Genomic DNA, 19109 nt, shown 5'->3' on the forward strand with positions numbered 1-19109 from the left:
AGCGTTCCCAAAAACCGGTACGGACACGGATAGTCGTGATGACTGTGCCGATTGTCACCGAACGGTCCCAGGCCCCACGATGTTCGCTTAACCTTCGCCCACCGATCGGCGGCGACGCCGGATTACCGGAGGTCGGCCCCGGGGTATGGAGGAACTGAACCTTCGTTAAGTGTCAATTCCGACGCGCGTGGGAGGCTCTGGTGGCAGCGCAAGAGACGGTCGACCGCAAGTACGTCTACGACTTCTCCGAGGGCAACAAGGACCTCAAGGAACTTCTCGGCGGCAAGGGGGCCAACCTGGCCGAGATGACGAACCTCGGCCTGCCCGTACCCCCCGGCTTCACGATCACCACCGAGGCGTGCAAGGCGTACCTCGCGACCGGCCGGGAGCCGGACGGGCTCGCCGGTCAGATCGAGGCGCACCTGGAGTCGCTGGAGCGCGGGATGGGCCGGCGGCTCGGCGACCCCGACGACCCGCTGCTGGTCTCCGTCCGCTCCGGCGCCAAGTTCTCCATGCCGGGCATGATGGAGACCGTCCTCAACGTCGGCCTCAACGACCGCAGCGTCGTCGGGCTCGCCCGGCAGGCCGGCGGCTCCGCCGACCGGGCCGCCTCCGGTGGCGCGGACAGGTTCGCCTGGGACTCCTATCGCCGGCTGATCCAGATGTTCGGCAAGACCGTGTGCGAGGTGCCGGGCGAGGAGTTCGAGCGTGCCCTCGACGACGCCAAGCGCGCCAGGGGCACGACCAGCGACCTCGACCTGGACGCGGACGACCTGCGCGGGCTGGTCGACGCGTACAAGAAGATCTTCGCCAAGCACACCGGGCGGGAGTTCCCGCAGGAGCCGCGCGAGCAGCTCGACCTGGCCATCCGCGCGGTCTTCGAGTCGTGGAACGCCGAGCGCGCCGTGCTCTACCGCCGCCAGGAGCGCATCCCGGCCGACCTCGGCACCGCGGTCAACGTGGTGGCCATGGTCTTCGGCAACCTCGGCCCGGACTCCGGCACCGGCGTCGCGTTCACCCGCGACCCGGCCAGCGGGGCGCAGGGCATCTACGGCGACTACCTGGCCAACGCCCAGGGCGAGGACGTGGTCGCCGGCATCCGCAACACGGTGCCGTTGCAGGAGCTGGAGCGGCTGGACAAGAAGTCCTACGACGAGCTGCTCGGCATCATGGCCCGGCTGGAGGGGCACTACCGGGACCTGTGCGACATCGAGTTCACCGTCGAGCGCGGCAAGCTGTGGATGCTCCAGACCCGGGTCGGCAAGCGCACCGCCGCCGCGGCGTTCGTCATCGCCGGGCAGCTCGTCGACGAGGGGCTGATCGACCTGGACGAGGCGCTGCACCGGGTCAACGGCGCGCAGCTCGCCCAGCTCATGTTCCCCCGGTTCCAGCTCGACCACGACTTCGAGCCGGTGGCCAAGGGCATCGGCGCGTCACCGGGCGCGGCGTCCGGCAAGGTGGTCTTCACCTCCGCCCGGGCGGTCGAGCTGGCCGGCGAGGGGGAGGCGGTGATCCTGGTCCGCCGGGAGACCAACCCCGACGACCTGAACGGCATGATCGCCTCCCGGGGCATCCTCACCTCGCGCGGCGGCAAGACCAGCCACGCCGCCGTGGTGGCCCGGGGGATGGGCAAGACCTGCGTCTCCGGCGCCGACGAGCTGGACGTCAATGTGCCGGCGAAGAGGTTCACCGTGGGCGGGCACACCGTGACCGAGGGCGACGTCGTCTCCATTGACGGCACCACCGGCAAGGTGTACCTCGGCGAGGTGCCGGTCATGCCGTCCGAGGTGGTGCAGTACTTCGAGGGCAGCCTCGACCCGGAACACATCGACAACGCGCTGGTCCGGGCCGTACACCGGATCATGACGCACGCCGACGCCCGGCGGCGGCTGGCGGTGCGGACGAACGCCGACACCGGCGCGGACGCCGCCCGGGCCCGGCGCTTCGGCGCGCAGGGCATCGGGCTGTGCCGCACCGAGCACATGTTCCTCGGCGACCGGCGGGAGCTGGTCGAGCGGCTGATCCTGGCCCGCGCCGACGCCGAGCGGCAGGAGGCGCTGGCCGCCCTGCTGCCGTTGCAGCGCGACGACTTCGTGGAGATCTTCCGCGAGATGGACGGGCTGCCGGTCACCGTCCGGCTGATCGACCCGCCGCTGCACGAGTTCCTGCCCCCGCTGGAGCAGCTCGCGGTCAACGTGGCCGTCGCCCAGGAGCGCGGCGAGGACGTGGCCAAGGAGGAGGCGCTGCTCGCCGCCGTCCGGCGGATGCACGAGGAGAACCCGATGCTGGGGCTGCGCGGGGTTCGGCTCGGCCTGGTCATCCCGGGCCTGTTCGCCATGCAGGTGCGGGCGATCGCGGAGGCCGCGGTCCGGGTCACCCGCGAGGGCGGGACGGCCCGTCCGGAGATCATGGTCCCGCTGGTCGGCGCCGTCCAGGAGCTGGAGACGGTACGCGCCGAGGCCGAGAAGATCATCGCCGAGGTGGTCGGGGACAGCGGGGTCGAGGTGCTGATCGGCACGATGATCGAGGTGCCCCGGGCGGCGCTGACCGCCGGGCAGATCGCCGAGGCGGCGCAGTTCTTCTCCTTCGGCACCAACGACCTGACCCAGATGGGCTGGGGCTTCTCCCGCGACGACGTCGAGGGCGCGTTCTTCTGGCGCTACCTGGAACTGGGCATCTTCGGCATCTCGCCGTTCGAGTCGATCGACCGCGACGGCGTGGGCCGGCTGGTGCGGATCGCCGCCGAGGAGGGCCGGGCCGCCCGGCCGGAGCTGAAGCTCGGCGTCTGCGGCGAGCACGGCGGCGATCCGGAGTCCGTCCACTTCTTCCACGAGGTGGGGCTGGACTACGTCTCGTGCTCGCCGTTCCGCGTGCCGGTGGCCCGGCTGGAGGCCGGTCGCGCGGTGGTGGAGACCGACGGCTCCGACAGCCGCTGACGACCGCGTCGCCGACCGGTCGGCGACGCGGGCCGGCGCCGGCCCCGGTGGGTGAGCCGCACGCACCCCCACCGGGGCCGGCGGGCTCAGATCGGCGGGCGCCGCCAGCCGGTGACGCGGGACGCGTTGGGGGCCCGGCCGGGCAGCGTCGCCATCGGGGTCCGCATGGCCAGCGGCGCGTTCGGATCCGGCGTCGGGACCGGGCCGGGGGCGACCGCTGTGCGCTGCCGGTCGAAGACGGAACCCGCCCGGCCGGCCACCTCCCGGGCCTCCGCGTGCAGCGTGTCCAGGTCGGTGCCGGCCGCGGCGACCAGGGTGAGCAGGGCGTGCCGGCCGGCCGGGTAGATCACCACGCAGCCCCGGGCGGTGCGCACCACCGACTCCCGGAACTCACCGTGCCGCACCGTGTCGGCGACCCGGTTGCCGAGGCCGAAGCTGGCCGCGGCCAGGGCCGCCAGGTGGGTGGCGTCGGTCGTCGGCAGGTCGCTGGAGATGAGCAGGCCGTCGGTGCCGGCGAGCACCGTGCCGGCGACCTCCGGCCGGCGTCGGCGCAGCCCCCGCAACTCCGTTCCCAGCACCGCGTCAGCGTCCACGAGCGTCACTTCCCGTCGTGCGATTCAGATGTGCGGATCTTCGGTAACGTTCTGCTCCGGAAACGCTACCCGGAGCCATGGCGGGCCGCGACCCCCGTGACGGTCGGCAATCGGTCGACAACTCTCGACTGATCGGCTGTTGCGGAAGCCTCATCCCCCGGCAGTCGCCGGCGAGCCGAGCGGGCCGCTGCGGCGTAACCTGGGCGCGCGGGTGCGTCGTGTCGCGCGCGAGTGTGTCGTATCGCCGGTGGAGGGTGGACCGCATGGCCAGCGCCTGGGAAAGTCTGACCGTGGACGCGCGGGACCCGGCCCGGCTCGCCCGCTGGTGGGCCGAGGTCCTGGGCTACCAGGTGGTCGCCGACCAGCCCGACGAGGTGGAGATCCGACAGTCCGCCGACCGGCTTCCCGGCCTCGTCTTCGTGTCGGTCCCCGACGACCGGCAGGTGAAGAACCGGCTGCACATCGACCTGCGCCCGGCCGACCAGGAGGCCGAGGTCGAGCGGCTGGTCGACATGGGCGCCCGGCACGTCGACGTCGGCCAGGGCGACGTCGACTGGACGGTGCTGGCCGACCCGGAGGGCAACGAGTTCTGCGTGCTGCGGCAGCGCGGATAGCGGGGCGGGGTGAGCGACCGGCACCGGAACGACCCCGGCGGCGAGCCGGCCGCCGCCGCGCGCTGGGTCGCCGAGCCGCCCAAGGACGCCGGCCACGGCCGCTCGCCGTACGAGCGGGACCGGGCCCGGGTGCTGCACTCGGCGGCGTTCCGGCGGCTCGCCGCGAAGACCCAGGTGCACGCCGCCGGCACCGACGACTTCCTGCGTACCCGGCTGACCCACTCGCTCGAGGTGGCGCAGATCGCCCGGGAGATGGGTGCCCGGCTGGGCTGCGACCCCGACGTGGTGGACACCGCCGGGCTGGCCCACGACCTCGGGCATCCGCCGTTCGGGCACAACGGGGAGGCGGAACTGGACCGGCTCGCCGCGGCCTGCGGCGGCTTCGAGGGCAACGCGCAGACGCTGCGGGTGCTCACCCGGCTGGAGGCCAAGGTGCTCGGCCCCGACGGCCGCTCCGTCGGGCTCAACCTGACCCGGGCGTCGCTCGACGCCACGGGCAAGTACCCCTGGCCGCGCCGGTCGGGCGAGCGCAAGTTCGGGGTGTACGCCGACGACCGGCCGGTCTTCGACTGGCTGCGCGCCGGCGCCCCGGCCGGCGGGCGGCGCTGTCTGGAGGCGCAGGTGATGGACTGGGCCGACGACGTGGCGTACTCGGTGCACGACGTCGAGGACGGCATCCACGGCGGGTACGTCGCCCTGCGCCCGCTGCTGGCCGACCCCGACGAGCGGGCCGCGCTCTGCGCCGACGTGGCCGCCGCCTACTCGGGGGAGTCCCCGGCCGACCTGGGCGAGGTGCTGGTCGAACTGCTCGCCGACCCGGTGCTCGCCCCGCTCGCCGGGTACGACGGCAGCCACCGCGCCCAGGCCGCGCTGAAGGCCACCACCAGCGTGCTGACCGGCCGCTTCGTCTCGACCGTGGTGGCCGCCACCGGGGAGCGCCGCGGCCCCGGTCCGCTGCGCCGGTACGCCGCCGACCTGGTGGTGCCGCGCCGGGTCCGGGCGCAGTGCGCGCTGCTCAAGGGGATCGCGCTGCGCTACGTGATGCGCCGGCCCGGGTCCCGGTGCCGGTACGAGCGGCAGCGGCAGATCCTCGCGGAGCTGGTCGCCGTCCTGACCCACCGGGCGCCGGCGGCGCTCGACGAGGTCTTCGCCCCGCTGTGGCGGGCCGCCCCGGACGACGCCGCGCGGCTGCGCGTGGTGATCGACCAGGTCGCCTCGCTCACCGACCCGGCCGCGCTGGCCTGGCACGAGCGGCTGCTCGCCGGCTGAGCCGCCCGGGACGCTGCCGCCCGCCCGCCGAACGGCCCGGCGCGCTCCCGACGTGACGCGGCACGGCGGAGCTGCCGAGGCGGCCGAGCGGCAACCGGCCGACCGGGTGGCCGGCGGGCCCGAGCGGGCGGTGGGAATGTCCGGCGTACTTAGGTTAGCCTAAGCAGCATGACGGAGCGCCCGAACATGGTCACCACCGCCCGGGTCCTGCGGACCGAGCGGCCCACCCCGCACCTGGTCCGGCTGGTGCTCGGCGGCGAGGAGCTGACCGGCCTGCCGGTGGGCGAGTACACCGACCACTACGTCAAGCTGGTCTTCCCGCCGCCCGGGGTGACCTACCCGGAGCCGGTCGACCTCGCCGCGATCCGCCGGAACCTGCCCCCGGAGCAGTGGCCCCGGCTGCGGGCATACACGCTGCGGGCCTGGGACCCCGTGGCCGGCGAGCTGACCATCGACATCGTGCACCACGGCGACGTGGGGGTGGGTGGCCCGTGGGCGGCCCGGCTGCGCCCCGGCGACCCGGTGCTGTTCGTCGGCCCCGGCGGGGCGTACGCGCCGAGCCCGGACGCCGACTGGCACCTGCTGGTGGGCGACGAGAGCGCCCTGCCGGCGATCGCCGCCGCCCTGGAGCGGCTGCCGCTCGACGCCCCGGCGAAGGTCTTCGTCGAGGTCGCCGACGCCGCCGACGAGCAGCCGCTGCCCAGCCCGGGCGCGGTGGAGCTGACCTGGCTGCACCGGGGCGGCCGGCCGGTCGGCGAGGCGCTGGTGGCGGCCGTGACGGCGCTGGACTTCCCGCCCGGCGACGTGCACGCCTTCGTGCACGGCGAGGCGACGTTCGTCCGCGAGCTGCGCCGGCTGCTGCGCGTCGAGCGCGCCGTGCCCCGGGAACGGCTGTCGATCTCCGGCTACTGGCGGCGCGGGATGGACGACGAGGGTTGGCGCTCGGCGAAGGCCGACTGGAACCGCCAGGTGGAGGCGGAGGAGGTCACCGCCGCCGCCTGAGCGGGACGCGCTGCCGCCCCGCCGACCCGGCCGCCCGGCGGGTGCGGCGGGACCGGCGGGACGGCCCGGGCCGGCGGCGGCCCCCCGCCGGCCGATGGCCGATGGCGGCCGACGCACTCCGGTCCCTGGCCGATGGCGGCCGACCCCCTCCGGTCCCTGGCCGGCGGCGGCACGCGCCACACGCCGTCCCCCCGACGCCGGATCGCCGCCCCCGGCAGGGCAGGATGTAGGGCCGAGGGGGGTGGCGAATGGCTGGGCGGATCCGGGACGAGGACATCGCGCTGGTCCGGGAGCGCACCTCGATCGCGGAGGTCATCTCGGACACGGTGACCCTCAGGTCGGCCGGCGGCGGCAACCTCAAGGGGCTCTGCCCGTTCCACGACGAGAAGAGCCCCTCGTTCAACGTCTCGCCCGCCCGCAACGTCTGGTACTGCTTCGGCTGTGGGGCCGGCGGCGACGCGATCAAGTTCCTGATGGACGCCGAGCACCTCAGCTTCGTCGAGTCCGTCGAGCGGCTCGCCGCCCGCGCCGGCCTCCAGCTCCGGTACGTCGAGAACGACCAGGCCGCCCCGCGCGCCCGCCCCCAGCAGGGGCAGCGGCAGCGCCTGGTGGCCGCCCACGCCGCAGCCGTCGACTTCTACCGGGCCCAGCTCGGCACGGCCGGCGCCCGCCCGGCCCGGGAGTTCCTGGCGCAGCGCGGCTTCGACCGGGCCGCCGCCGAGCGGTACGGCTGCGGCTTCGCCCCGGACGCCTGGGACCTGCTCACCAAGCACCTGCGCCAGCAGGGCTTCAGCCACGACGAGCTGGTCAGCGCCGGGCTGTCCCGGCCGTCGCGCTCCGGCACGCTCATCGACCGGTTCCGCCGCCGGCTGATGTGGCCGATCCGGGAGATCACCGGCGACGTGCTCGGCTTCGGGGCCCGCAAGCTGTTCGACGACGACGACGGCCCGAAGTACCTGAACACCCCCGAGACGCCGATCTACAAGAAGTCGCACGTCCTCTACGGCATCGACCAGGCCAAGCGGGAGATCGCCAAGCAGGGCAAGGTGGTCGTCGTCGAGGGCTACACCGACGTGATGGCCTGTCACCTCGCCGGAGTGCCGACGGCCGTGGCCACCTGCGGGACCGCGTTCGGCTCCGACCACATCGGAGTGCTGCGCCGGCTGCTGCTGGACACCGACGACGTGGCCGGCGAGGTCATCTTCACCTTCGACGGGGACGCCGCCGGCCAGAAGGCCGCGCTGCGCGCCTTCGAGGACGACCAGCGCTTCGTCGGGCGTACCTTCATCGCGGTCAGCCCCGACAACATGGACCCGTGTGAGCTGCGCCTGGCCAAGGGCGACCTGGCGGTCCGCGACCTGGTGGCCCGCCGCGAGCCGCTGGTCGACTTCGCGCTCCGCCACGTGATCAACCGGTACGACCTGGACACCGTCGACGGCCGGGTCGAGGCGATGCGCCGGGCCGCCCCGCTGGTGGCGAAGCTCAAGGACCGGGAGAAGCGCCCCGAGTACGTCCGCAAGCTCGCCGGCGACCTCGGCATGGAGATCGAGCCGGTGCAGCGGGCGGTGCTCGCCGCCGCCTCGGGGCAGCCCGCCGGGCAGCCGTCCCCCGGCCCGGCCCGCGCCGCCCGAGGCGCGCCCGCCGGGGACAACCCGCAGTCGCTGGTCGAGCGGGAGGCGCTGAAGCTCGCCCTCCAGGAGCCGGTGCTGGCCGGCCCGATGTTCGACGCGGTCGAGGCGTCGGAGTACCGCCACCCGGTGCACGTGGCCGTGCGGGAGGCGATCGCGGCGGCCGGTGGGGCCGCCACCGCCACCGGTGGGGCCGTCTGGGTCGAGGCCGCCCGCGACGCGTGCGCCGACCTGGCCGCGCAGGCCCTGGTCGGCGAGCTGGCCGTCGAGCCGCTGCGGATCGACGGCGAGCCCGACCCGCGGTACGTCTCGGTGACCATCGCGCGGTTGCAGTGGGGCTCGGTGACCGGCCGGATCAGGGACCTGAAGTCCAAGATCCAGCGGGTCAACCCGGTCAGCAACAAGGACGAGTACTTCGCGCTGTTCGGGGAACTGCTGTCGCTGGAGCAGCACGCGCGGGCGCTGCGCGAGCAGGCCGCGGGAGGGCTGTGATGGGACTGTTCAACCGCAGGCCGAAGCTGCCCCCGGCGGCCCGCCCGCCGCTGGCCGACGACGAGCGGGTGCTCGCCTGGGCCGCGGTCGGCAACGGCGAGGGCGACGGCGTGGTGGTCGCCAGCAACCTCGGGCTCTGGCTGCCGGGGCGGGGCCACCGGCTGGGCTGGCACGACATCCTCAAGGCCGTCTGGTCGGGCCGGGAGCTGACCGTCACGCCCGCCGAGCGGGTCGCCGAGCGGGACGGCTACCTGGTGGTGGCCGACTGCCCGACCGAGACGTACCTGCTGCTCGACCCGGGGGAGCTGCCGCACCAGGTTCGCGCGCGGGTGACCCGTTCGGTCGCGTACACCCAGCAGCACCCGGTGCCCGGCGGCGCCGGCCGGGTCGCGGCGCGCCGGGTGCCCGGCGTGGACGGCCTGGCCTGGACGGTCCGCTACGACCCCGGCACCCCGGCCGACGACGAGCCGGTGGTCGCCGAGACCGACCGCCTCGTCGCCGCCGCCCGCGCCGCCACCGCCCCCGCCAACCTCTAACCCGGCCCCGCGCCGTTCCACCCCACCCCACCCCACCCCACCCCGCGTCGTGCCCGGCGCGGTGCCCGCGCCGCGCTGCCGCGCCGCCCCATGATCGTCTGTCGTTCAGGGAGAGCCGGCCCGGCGTGTCGTGTCCGTTTCCAGCAGACGATCATGGAGGGGCGCCGCGCGGCGGGGCGGGTGAGGCAAGGGCGGGGCGGGGTGGGTGGGAAAGTCGGCGGTGGGGGTGTCGGTGGGGGTGGGTAGGGTCGGGCGGTGATGACGGGGGAGCCACTGATCCGGGCGCGGGGGCTGGTGAAGCGGTTCGGCGACTTCACCGCCGTCGACGGCATCGACGTCGAGGTGCGCGCGGGGGAGGCGTTCGGGTTTCTCGGCCCCAACGGCGCGGGCAAGTCGTCGACCATGCGGATGGTCGGCTGCATCTCCCCGCCCAGTGGGGGTGAGCTGCGCATCCTCGGGATGGACCCGGTCCGCGACGGGCCGGCGATCCGGGCCCGGCTGGGCGTCTGCCCGCAGCTCGACAACCTCGACCCCGAGCTGACCGTCCGGGAGAACCTGACCACCTACGCCCGCTACTTCGGCATCCCGCGCCGGGTGGCCCGCGAGCGCGCCGCCGAGCTGCTCGACTTCGTCCAGCTCGGCGAGCGGGCCGACAGCCGGGTCGACCCGCTCTCCGGCGGCATGAAGCGCCGGCTCACCATCGCCCGGGCGCTGGTCAACGAGCCCGACATCGTGCTGCTCGACGAGCCCACCACCGGGCTCGACCCGCAGGCTCGGCACCTGGTCTGGGAGCGGCTGTTCCGGCTCAAGCAGCAGGGCGTGACGCTGGTGCTCACCACCCACTACATGGACGAGGCCGAGCAGCTCTGCGACCGGCTGGTGGTGATGGACGGCGGCCGGATCGTGGCCGAGGGCTCGCCCCGGGAGCTCATCGAGCGGCACTCGACCCGCGAGGTGGTGGAGCTGCGTTTCGCGGCCGAGTCGCAGGAGGCGTTCGCCGGCAAGCTCGCCGGGCTGGGGGAGCGGGTGGAGGTGCTGCCCGACCGCGTGCTGCTCTACGTCGCCGACGGCGACGCGGCGGTCGCCGAGGTGGCCGCGCTCGGCCTCACCCCGGCCACCGTGCTGGTGCGGCGCAGCAGCCTGGAGGACGTCTTCCTCCAGCTCACCGGCCGCACCCTCGTCGACTGACCCCTACCGGGAGCGAATTCCCTCGTGCTCACCGTCCCCCGGCGCCAGGCCGGACTCACCGTCCTCTATCTCGGCGTCTTCGCGACGATCTGGTTCAGCGTGCCGGCGGCCGGCCCGGCACTACGGACGCTGCTGGTGGTCGCCAGCGTCGCCGCGCTGGTCACGGCGGTGGCCGGTGCCGTGGTCGCGGCGCGCAGCCACCCCGAGGCGGGGGCCGTCCGGGACCGGGCGGCGGACCGCCGGTACCTGCTCATCGTGGTGGCCGAGTTCGCCGCGGCGGGGCTCGGCGCGGCGCTGCTGGCGGCGCTCGGGTGTTCGGCGTACGCCCCGGTGCTGGTCTGCGCTGTCGTCGGCGGGCACTTCCTTCCGCTCACCCCGCTGTTGCGCGACCCCCGGCTGTGGCTGCTCGCCGGCGCGATGTGCCTGGTCGCGCTCGCGGGCCTGGTCACCGGGCTCGCCTCGGCCGTGGCGCCGGGCCTGGTGGTCGGCGTCGGCGCCGGGCTGCTGCTCTGGGCGTACGCGGTGTGGACGCTGGTCACCGCGCCCCGGCCGGCCGGGCCGGCGGGTGGCGAGCGCGGAAACCGGGCGACTCCCCCGGGCAGTGGGTCGTAGGGTGGCCGCGGCCTGTCGTACCCCCGGGGTAGGAAGGCCGAGGACGTGGAGGGCGGGGGTGACGGGATGGGCGTGGCGCGGCAGGAACTGCCCGGCCGGGCGGCGCGACCGTTGCCGGGAGCGCCCGCCCTGGCGGCGCTGGGCTACTTCCTGGTGGGCTACCGGCGCACCTGGCGGGCCGGGATGTTCTCCTCGTTCCTGCTGCCGGTGCTGACGATGGTCGGCTTCGGCCTCGGCGTGGGGGCGTACATCGACCAGGGCGTCGGCGGGGTGCGCTACCTGGACTGGATCGTGCCCGGGCTGATCGCCTCCACCGCCCTCCAGGTGGCGGTCGGCGACTCGACCTGGCCGGTCTACAGCAGCTTCCAGTGGACCAAGGTCTACTTCGCACAGGCCGCCACACCGCTGCGGGTGGGCGACATCCTGGCCGGCAACCTGCTGTACGTGCTGTTCCGGGTGGTCACCTCGACCGTGGTGTTCCTGCTGGTGACCGCGCTGTTCGGGGCGTTGCGGTCGCCGTGGGCGCTGGCCGTGCCGCCGGTGGCCGCGCTGGTCGGCCTGGCCGTCGCAGCCCCGCTGTTCGGGTACGCGGCGGCGGTGGACAGCGACAGTTGGCTGGCCATGCTGTTCCGCTTCGCGGTGATCCCGATGACCCTGTTCGCCGGGGTGTTCTTTCCGGTCGAGTCGCTGCCGGGGGCGCTGCGCTGGCTGGCCTACGCCACCCCGCTCTGGCACGGGGTGGACCTGTGCCGGGCGGCCACCCTGGGCGTCGCCCCGCAGTGGTCGGTCGCCGGCCACCTGCTCTACCTGGCCGCCTGGGCGGTCGTCGGCTGGCTGCTGGCGCACCGCGCGTTCCGTCGTCGGCTCGTCGTCTAGCAGGGGGTGAAGTGCTCACTCTCGTCCTGCCCCGGCTGGTCGGCGTCCCCGCCGCGTCCCGCCGCGCGGCCTCGGTGACCGAGCGCAACGTGGCGGCGCTGAAGCCGGTCTACTGGCTGCTGCTCGCCTCCGGCTTCGTCGAGCCGCTGCTCTACCTGTTCTCCATCGGCGTCGGGGTGGGCGCACTGGTCGGCGACCTCACCCTCCCCGGCGGCCAGGTCGTCACGTACGCGGCCTTCGTCGCCCCGGCGATGCTCGCCTCGTCGGCGATGACCGGCGCGCTGGCGGAGACCTCCTTCAACCTCTTCGGCAAGATGAAGTACATGCGGCTGTACGACGGGGTGATCGCCACCCCGGTGCGGCCGTTCGAGATCGCCCTCGGCGAGCTGGGCTGGGCGATGGTTCGGGGCGGCGCCTATTCGGCGGCGTTCCTGCTGGTGATGGTGGCGATGGGCCTGACCGGCCCGGTCCGGGCGTTGGTCGCCTTCCCGGCGGCGGTGCTGGTCGGCTTCGCCTTCGGCGCGCTGGGCATGGCGCTGGCCACGTTCCTGCGGAGCTGGCAGGATTTCGACCTGCTCGCCTCGGTGCAGTTCGCCCTCTTCCTGTTCTCCGGCACGTTCGTGCCGGCCACGACGTACCCGGCGGCGCTGCGCTGGCTGGTGGAGGTGACCCCGCTCTACCGCTCGGTGCACCTGGTCCGGGGCGTCGCGCTGGCCGACGGCGGGTGGTCCTGGCTGCTCGACGTGGCGTACCTGCTGGTGGCGACCGGGCTGGGGCTGCTGGTGGCGGCCCGCCGGATGGAACGCCTGCTCTACCGGTAGCGGGTTAGCGGTCACCCTCCCGGGGCATGTCCGAGTGGACACCGCGACCACGAGGAGGGGCGATGGCCTCCGACGAGACTTCCGCCCGGGCCGGACACGACGGGGACGACGCCCGCACCGCGGGCGCGGCCCGGCCGGGCGCCGAGAGCAGGATCGACGCCGATCGTCCGGGGTCCGGCCGGAACCGGGACCGGCGGGACGCGGACCGGGACCGGCGTGGCCCGGCTCGGGATCGGCCGGTCGGCCCGGGCGAGGGGCCGGAGCGCCCGACGGAGCTGTCGGGCGCCGGCTGGCTGGCGACGCTGAAGCGGACAATCCGGGAGTTCCAGGACGACAGCCTGACCGACTGGGCGGCGGCGTTGACCTATTACGGGGTGCTGTCGATCTTCCCCGGCGTGCTGGTGCTCATCTCCCTCCTCGGCCTGCTCGGACCGAGCGCCACCGAGGGGGTCAGGGACACGGTCAACCAGGCGGTGCCGGAGGGCAACATCCGGCAGATCATCTCGGCCGCGATCGACCAGGCGGCCAACGCGGGCGGGCTGGCCAGCGTCGCCGCCGTCCTCGGTCTGCTCGCCGCGTTCTGGTCCGCCTCCGGGTACGTCGCCGCGTTCATGCGGGCCTCCAACAGCATCTACGACGTGCCGGAGGGGCGGCCGATCTGGAAGACCCTGCCGATCCGGGCCGGGGTGACCGCCGTGATCGGCGTCCTCCTGCTGGCCAGCGCGGTGATCGTGGTCTTCACCGGACGGCTCGCCGAGGAGGCGGGCAGCGCCATCGGGATCGGCTCCACCGCGGTGACGGTGTGGAACGTCGCCAAGTGGCCGGTGCTGCTGGTGCTGGTCAGCCTGATGATCGCGATCCTCTACTGGGCGTCGCCGAACGCCCGGCACGGCGGGTTCCGCTGGGTCAGCCCCGGCGGCCTGCTGGCCGTGCTGATCTGGCTGCTGGTCTCCGGGCTGTTCGCCCTCTACGTCGGCAACTTCGGTTCGTACAACAAGACGTACGGGGCGCTGGCCGGGGTGGTCATCTTCCTGGTCTGGCTGTGGCTGAGCAACATCGCGATCCTGCTGGGCGCGGAGTTCGACGCGGAGCTGGAGCGCAGCCGGGCGATCTCCGCGGGGCACCCGGCCGAGGTCGAGCCGTACGTCGAGCTGCGCGACGACCGCAAGCTGAGGAAGAGGCGCAACTCCGCCGCCGGCCGCTGACCTCGGGCCGCCCGTCGGAGCCCCGGGCCCGGCTGTTGGACGCTCCGCAGCCGCGTCTCGCCCCCGTGCGGCGGGGCGCGGCTGTCGACCTGCCGACTTTCCTAGATCAACTATCAGCTTTTGTTCGAACGTACAAAAGTTAGCGTCGGATTGGCCGAAGCTCTGGACAGATGACACGGAAGCCTCCTACTGTGTCGGACACAACACATCGACGTTTCGTTGGTGTGAATGACTCCGAGGCGGAGGTGAGTGCCGGTGCGAACGGTGGATCCCCTGCACCTGCGGCTGTTGCGGTTGCTCCGCGACGAGGGGGCGGTGTCCCGGGCGGAGCTCGGGGACCGGTTGCAGATGCCGCGCCCCCGGTTGCTCGCCGAGCTGGAGCGGCTGGTCGCCCTCGGCTACGTCGCCGAGGCCGGTCTCGCGGCGTCCCGGGGCGGGCGCCGGTCCACGCTGGTGGAGCTGAACCCGCAACTGCGCTTCGCGGCGGTCGACCTCGGGGCCAGCTCGATCGATCTCGAGGTGGTCAACGGCCGGCTGGAGACCGTCGCCGCGTACGCGGAACCGGCGGACATCCGCAACGGCCCGAAGGTGACCCTGCAACGGGTCAACGAGCTGCTGCACAAGGCGCGGGTCGACGGGGCCTACGACCGGTTGCACGCGGTCGGCATCGGGGTGCCCGGGCCGGTGAGCTTCCGCGACGGGGTGCCGGTCTCGCCGCCGATCATGCCCGGCTGGGACCGGTTCCCGGTCCGCGAGCTGCTGACCCGCGAGCACGGCTGCCCGGCGGTGGTCGACAACGACGTCAACATCATGGCGATCGGCGAGCGGCACGGCGGGGTCGCCCACTCGGTGGACGACTTCCTGTTCGTCAAGATCGGCACCGGCATAGGGTGCGGGATCTTCCTCGGCGGCGACGTCTACCGGGGCACCGACGGCTGCGCCGGCGACATCGGGCACATCCAGGTCGACCCACACGGTCCGATGTGCTCCTGCGGCAACGCCGGCTGCCTGGAGGCGCTGTTCAGCGGTGCCGCGCTGGCCCGGGAGGCCAACGCCGCCGCCCGCAGCGGATCGTCCCCGGCCCTGGCCGACCGGCTCGCCAACCGGGGCGTGGTCACCGCCCGGGACGTCGCCGAGGGCGCCGTCGAGGGGGACGTGACCTGTATCCAGCTCATCCGCGACGGCGGCCGGCGGGTCGGCGGCGTGCTGGCCGGCCTGGTCAGCTTCGCCAACCCGTCGATGATCGTGATCGGTGGAGGGCTGGCCCAGCTCGGCCACATCCTGCTCGCCGAGATCCGCAGCGTGGTGTACCGCCGTTCGCTGCCGCTGGCGACCGGCAACCTGCCGGTCGTCCTGTCCGAGCTGGGCCCGCGAGCCGGGGTGGCCGGCGCGGCCGTGCTCGCCAGCGACGTGGCCTTCGGGGAGGCGTCATGACCACGCACGAGGCCGCCGCCGACCCGGCGCACACCGCCACCGGTCCGCTGGTCGAGGCGCCTGCCGACGCCGTCCCCGGCGAGGTGGTGCTGCGCCTCACCGACGTGGTGAAGACCTTCCCCGGCGTACGGGCGCTGGACGGGGTGCAGCTGGAGGTGCGGGCCGGCGAGGTGCACTGCCTGCTCGGGCAGAACGGGGCCGGCAAGTCCACCCTGATCAAGGTCCTCGCCGGGGTGCACCGCCCCGACTCCGGCCAGGTCGAGTGGCGCGGGCAGCCCGCCGAGTTCGCCAACCCGCAGGCCGCCATGCGCGCCGGCATCGCCACCATCTACCAGGAGCTCGACCTGGTCGAGGACCTGTCGGTCGCGGAGAACGCCTTCCTCGGCCACGAACCGCGCCGGGCGGGTTTCGTCCGCCGCGGCCAGATGGCCCGCCGGACCCGGCAGATCCTCGGCCGGCTCGGCCACGGCGAGATCCCGCCGGGGCGGATGGTCCGGGCGCTGCCGGCGGCCGGCAAGCAGATCGTCAGCATGGCCCGCGCGCTGTCCCACGAGGCCCGACTGATCATCATGGACGAGCCGAGCGCGGTGCTGGCCCACGACGAGGTGGGCAACCTGTTCCGGATCATCCGGGAGCTGACCGCGCAGGGCATCGCGGTCATCTACATCTCCCACCGGATGGAGGAGATCCGGGAGATCGGCGACCGGGTCACCGTACTCAAGGACGGCCGGACCACGGCGGCGAACCTGCCGGCGCGCGACACCCCGACCCGCGACCTGGTCGCCCGGATGACCGGCCGCACCATCGAGTACGTCTTCCCGGACCGCCCGGCCGACTCCGGCACCGGCGCGGAGCTGCTCCGGGTCGACGGCCTGACCCGGTCCGGCGAGTTCGCCGACGTCTCGCTCGGCGTGCGGGCCGGTGAGATCGTCGGCATCGCCGGGCTGGTCGGCTCCGGCCGGTCCGAGCTGCTGGAGACCATCTACGGGGCGCGCCGCGCGCACGCCGGGACGATCCGGATGGGCGGGCGCGCGCTGCGCCCGGGCAGCGTCGGCGCGGCGGTACGGGCCGGCATGGGAATGGCCCCCGAGGAGCGCAAGAGCCAGGCGCTGCTGCTCGGCGAGCCGATCTACCGCAACGTCACCCTGGCCACCTTCGGCCGGTACGCCCGCCTCGGCTTCACCGACGCCGGGCGGGAGCGGGCCGAGGCGGACCGGATCGCGGACTCCCTGGAGCTGCGCCCCCGCGACGTGCGGCGGCCGGTGCGCACCCTGTCCGGGGGCAACCAGCAGAAGGTGGTGGTCGGGCGCTGGCTGCTCGGCGACACCCGGCTGCTGCTGCTCGACGAGCCCACCCGCGGGGTGGACGTCGGCGCCCGTGCCGAGCTGTACCAGGTGATCCGTGCGCTGGCCGCCCGGGGCGTCGGGGTCCTGCTGGTCTCCAGCGAGGTGCCCGAGGTGCTGGGCCTGGCCGATCGGGTGCTGGTGATGCGGGAGGGCCGGATGGTGCGCGAGGCGCCTGCCGGCGAACTGGACGAGAACACGGTGCTCGACCTCGTCATGGCGGGGTCACTGATGGAAGGCGCACCCGCATGAGCGACAGCACACCCACCGCCACACCGGACCGGCCGGAGGCGCTGCCGCCCCAGTCCTCGCCGGTGGACCCGGCCGTGGCCGGGGCGGTCGGCAAGGGCCCCGCCCACGGTTCCGGCGGAACCGGCCAGCTCTCCTGGTGGCGCGGCGACGGCGGCGAGGGCACCCGGCGCAACCTGGGCCTGATCGGGGTCCTGGTGGTGCTGATCCTGATCGGCATCGCCACCCGACCCGACCTGTACGGCGACTCCAGCTGGGTGTGGAACAACATCCTCACCATCCTCAAGCTCGCCTCGGTGGTCGGCGTGGTCACCGTGGGCATGACCTTCGTGATCATCGGCGGCGGCATCGACCTGTCGGTCGGCGCGATCGTGGCGCTCGCCGGGGTCTGGTGCACCACCCTCGCCACCCAGAGCTACGGCGCGGGCGGCATGATCTTCACCGCGCTCGTCGTCGGCATGTGCGTCGGCCTGGTCAACGGCCTGCTCGTCTCGTACGGGAAGCTGGTGCCGTTCATCGCCACCCTGGCCATGATGGTGGCCGCCCGGGGCCTGGCCGCCCAGATCTCCGGCAAGCAGACCCAGGTCTCGGACAACGCCGCCATCAACGGGATCGCCAGCACCAGCCTGCTCGGCATCCCGCTGCTGGTCTACATCCTGGCCGCCGTGGTCGCCGCCGGGTGGGTGCTGCTCAACCGGACCACCTTCGGCCGGCGCACCGTCGCCGTCGGCGGCAACCCCGAGGCCGCCCGGCTGGCCGGCATCAACGTCCGGCGGCACACCGTGCTGCTCTACGCGCTCTCCGGCCTCTGCTGCGGGATCGCCGCGATCATGCTGACCGCGCAGGCCACCTCCGCCCAGGCGGCGATGGCGAACCTCTACGAACTGGACGCGATCGCCGCCGCGATCATCGGCGGGACGCTGCTCAGCGGCGGGCGGGGCACGATCGTCGGCTCCCTGCTCGGCGTGATCATCTTCTCCACCATCACCAACCTGTTCGCCATCAACGGCCTCTCCACCGAGGCCCAGAACATGGTCAAGGGCGGCATCATCGTCGCCGCCGTCCTGGTCCAGCAGTTCCAGTTCCGCAGCTTCACCCAGTTCCTGGGCCGCAACCGGCTCACCACCGGCTGATCCACGGGCACCACCGGATTCCACCCCGCACCACAGCGGTCGCCGTCGTACTGACGGTGGCCGGGCCCTGCACACCCTTTTCTTCCCTCCACCACCCCTTCTCCCAGGAGGTCGTCATGACCCAGCACAGTCGGGACCTGTCGCGCCGCCGGCTGCTGTTCGGCGGGGCCGCACTCGGCGCCGGCGCACTGCTCGTCGGGTGCACCAGCAACGAGGCGGCGCCCACGGCGGCGCAGACCAAGGCGGCCGACACCGCCGCCGGCGGCAACAGCACCCCCGGCAAGAAGGTGACCATCGGCTTCTCCGCCCCGGCCGCCGACCACGGCTGGCTGGCCGCCATCACCACGAACGCCAAGGCGCAGGCCGCTGCGTACTCCGACGTGGACTTCAAGACCGTCGAGGCCGGCGCGGACGCGGCGGCCCAGCGGGCGGCGCTGTCCACCCTGATCGCCCAGAAGCCGGACGTCATCGTCATGCTGCCGCACGACGGCAAGGAGCTCAACGCCGCCGGCCTGGAGGCGATGAAGGCCGGCATCCCGGTGGTCAACCTGGACCGGGCCTTCCCCGACGCGCTCGCCTACCGCCTACAGATCATGGGCGACAACTACGGCATGGGCGTGGCCGCCGCGAACTACATCGTCGCGCAGCTCAAGGCCAAGGGCGTCAGCACCCCGGTCATCGGTGAGATCCCCGGCATCGACTCGCTGGAGCTGACCCAGCAACGCTCCAAGGGCTTCGCCGACACCCTCGCCGCGGCCGGGTTCAAGGTGGCCAACCGCCGCCCGGCCGAGTTCACCGCGGACTCCGGCCAGCAGGCCGCCACCGGCCTGCTCCAGGCCCTGCCGAAGATCGACGCGGTCTGGAACCACGACGACGACCAGGGCATCGGCGTGCTCGCCGCGGTCAACCAGACCGGCCGCAAGGAGTTCTTCATGGTCGGCGGCGCCGGCTCGAAGAAGGCGATGGAGGACATCCAGGCCGACAACACGGTCCTGAAGGCCACCGTCACCTACAGCCCGTCCATGGCGTCCTCCGCGATCTCGCTGGCCCGGCTCATCGGTCAGGGCAAGGGCATGTCCGACCTGGTGGAGCTCCAGGTGCCCAAGGAGATCGTGCTGGCCTCCGAGACGATCACCAAGGAGAACGCGAGCAGCTACCTCAAGCTCGGGTTCTGACAC

16 protein-coding genes are annotated in these 19109 nt (G+C 73.7%); 15 read left to right on the top strand and 1 reads right to left on the bottom strand.

All coding sequences use genetic code 11. The features are described 5' to 3' along the window. Positions 1-200: 200 nt before the first annotated feature. Positions 201-2936 carry a pyruvate, phosphate dikinase gene (gene ppdK / locus OOK41_RS10130; RefSeq protein WP_117671538.1) on the top strand — a complete coding sequence of 912 codons (2736 nt, stop codon included), beginning with the start codon at positions 201-203 and terminating at the stop codon, positions 2934-2936. An 86-nt stretch (positions 2937-3022) separates the two neighbouring features. On the opposite strand, the gene OOK41_RS10135 is transcribed toward ppdK, so the two are convergent. Beyond that, positions 3023-3529: a roadblock/LC7 domain-containing protein gene (locus OOK41_RS10135; RefSeq protein WP_165878222.1), complete on the bottom strand. Its 507-nt coding sequence runs from the start codon at positions 3527-3529 to the stop codon at positions 3023-3025. 263 nt (positions 3530-3792) lie between these two features. On the opposite strand from OOK41_RS10135, the gene OOK41_RS10140 reads away from it, so the two are divergent. The 14 genes from OOK41_RS10140 (at position 3793) to OOK41_RS10205 (ending at position 19106) form a co-directional block, all read left to right on the top strand. Beyond that, positions 3793-4143, top strand: coding sequence for a VOC family protein (locus OOK41_RS10140; RefSeq protein ID WP_266264154.1), 351 nt, complete (start codon positions 3793-3795; stop codon positions 4141-4143). A gap of 9 nt (positions 4144-4152) precedes the next feature. Further along, positions 4153-5412, top strand: a complete 1260-nt coding sequence (locus OOK41_RS10145) for a deoxyguanosinetriphosphate triphosphohydrolase (protein ID WP_266264156.1) — start codon at positions 4153-4155, stop codon at positions 5410-5412. 168 nt (positions 5413-5580) lie between these two features. Next, positions 5581-6414: a siderophore-interacting protein gene (locus OOK41_RS10150; RefSeq protein ID WP_117671530.1), complete on the top strand. Its 834-nt coding sequence runs from the start codon at positions 5581-5583 to the stop codon at positions 6412-6414. A gap of 248 nt (positions 6415-6662) precedes the next feature. Then, positions 6663-8534, top strand: coding sequence for a DNA primase (gene dnaG, locus OOK41_RS10155; RefSeq protein WP_266264158.1), 1872 nt, complete (start codon positions 6663-6665; stop codon positions 8532-8534). After that, positions 8534-9070 (top strand): hypothetical protein, encoded by a 537-nt coding sequence (locus OOK41_RS10160; RefSeq protein ID WP_117671526.1) that lies wholly within the window; start codon positions 8534-8536, stop codon positions 9068-9070. The genes dnaG and OOK41_RS10160 overlap by 1 nt, the downstream gene beginning before the upstream one ends. 255 nt (positions 9071-9325) lie before the next feature. Further along, positions 9326-10258 carry an ABC transporter ATP-binding protein gene (locus OOK41_RS10165; RefSeq protein WP_117671524.1) on the top strand — a complete coding sequence of 311 codons (933 nt, stop codon included), beginning with the start codon at positions 9326-9328 and terminating at the stop codon, positions 10256-10258. Between the two features lie 24 nt (positions 10259-10282). Next, entirely contained in the window at positions 10283-10870 is a 588-nt protein-coding gene (locus tag OOK41_RS10170; protein ID WP_266264160.1) for a hypothetical protein, read from the top strand. Positions 10871-10936: 66 nt separating this feature from the next. Beyond that, complete coding sequence (locus OOK41_RS10175; protein WP_266267771.1) at positions 10937-11746, top strand: ABC transporter permease; 810 nt, start codon at positions 10937-10939, stop codon at positions 11744-11746. 11 nt (positions 11747-11757) lie between these two features. Further along, complete coding sequence (locus tag OOK41_RS10180; protein ID WP_266264162.1) at positions 11758-12567, top strand: ABC transporter permease; 810 nt, start codon at positions 11758-11760, stop codon at positions 12565-12567. A gap of 62 nt (positions 12568-12629) precedes the next feature. Continuing rightward, positions 12630-13772, top strand: coding sequence for a YihY/virulence factor BrkB family protein (locus tag OOK41_RS10185; protein WP_266264164.1), 1143 nt, complete (start codon positions 12630-12632; stop codon positions 13770-13772). Positions 13773-14027: 255 nt separating this feature from the next. Further along, complete coding sequence (locus tag OOK41_RS10190; protein ID WP_117671542.1) at positions 14028-15206, top strand: ROK family protein; 1179 nt, start codon at positions 14028-14030, stop codon at positions 15204-15206. Further along, a complete protein-coding gene (locus OOK41_RS10195; RefSeq protein WP_266264166.1) occupies positions 15203-16801 on the top strand; it encodes a sugar ABC transporter ATP-binding protein in 1599 nt (532 codons plus the stop codon). Before OOK41_RS10190 ends, OOK41_RS10195 begins: the two co-directional genes overlap by 4 nt. Then, a complete protein-coding gene (locus OOK41_RS10200) occupies positions 16798-17931 on the top strand; it encodes an ABC transporter permease (RefSeq protein ID WP_117671514.1) in 1134 nt (377 codons plus the stop codon). The genes OOK41_RS10195 and OOK41_RS10200 overlap by 4 nt, the downstream gene beginning before the upstream one ends. A 116-nt stretch (positions 17932-18047) precedes the next feature. Then, positions 18048-19106, top strand: coding sequence for a substrate-binding domain-containing protein (locus tag OOK41_RS10205; protein WP_117671512.1), 1059 nt, complete (start codon positions 18048-18050; stop codon positions 19104-19106). Positions 19107-19109: the final 3 nt, after the last annotated feature.

The organism is Micromonospora sp. NBC_01655 (assembly GCF_026339755.1).
In the GTDB taxonomy this organism is placed as follows: Bacteria; Actinomycetota; Actinomycetes; order Mycobacteriales; family Micromonosporaceae; genus Micromonospora.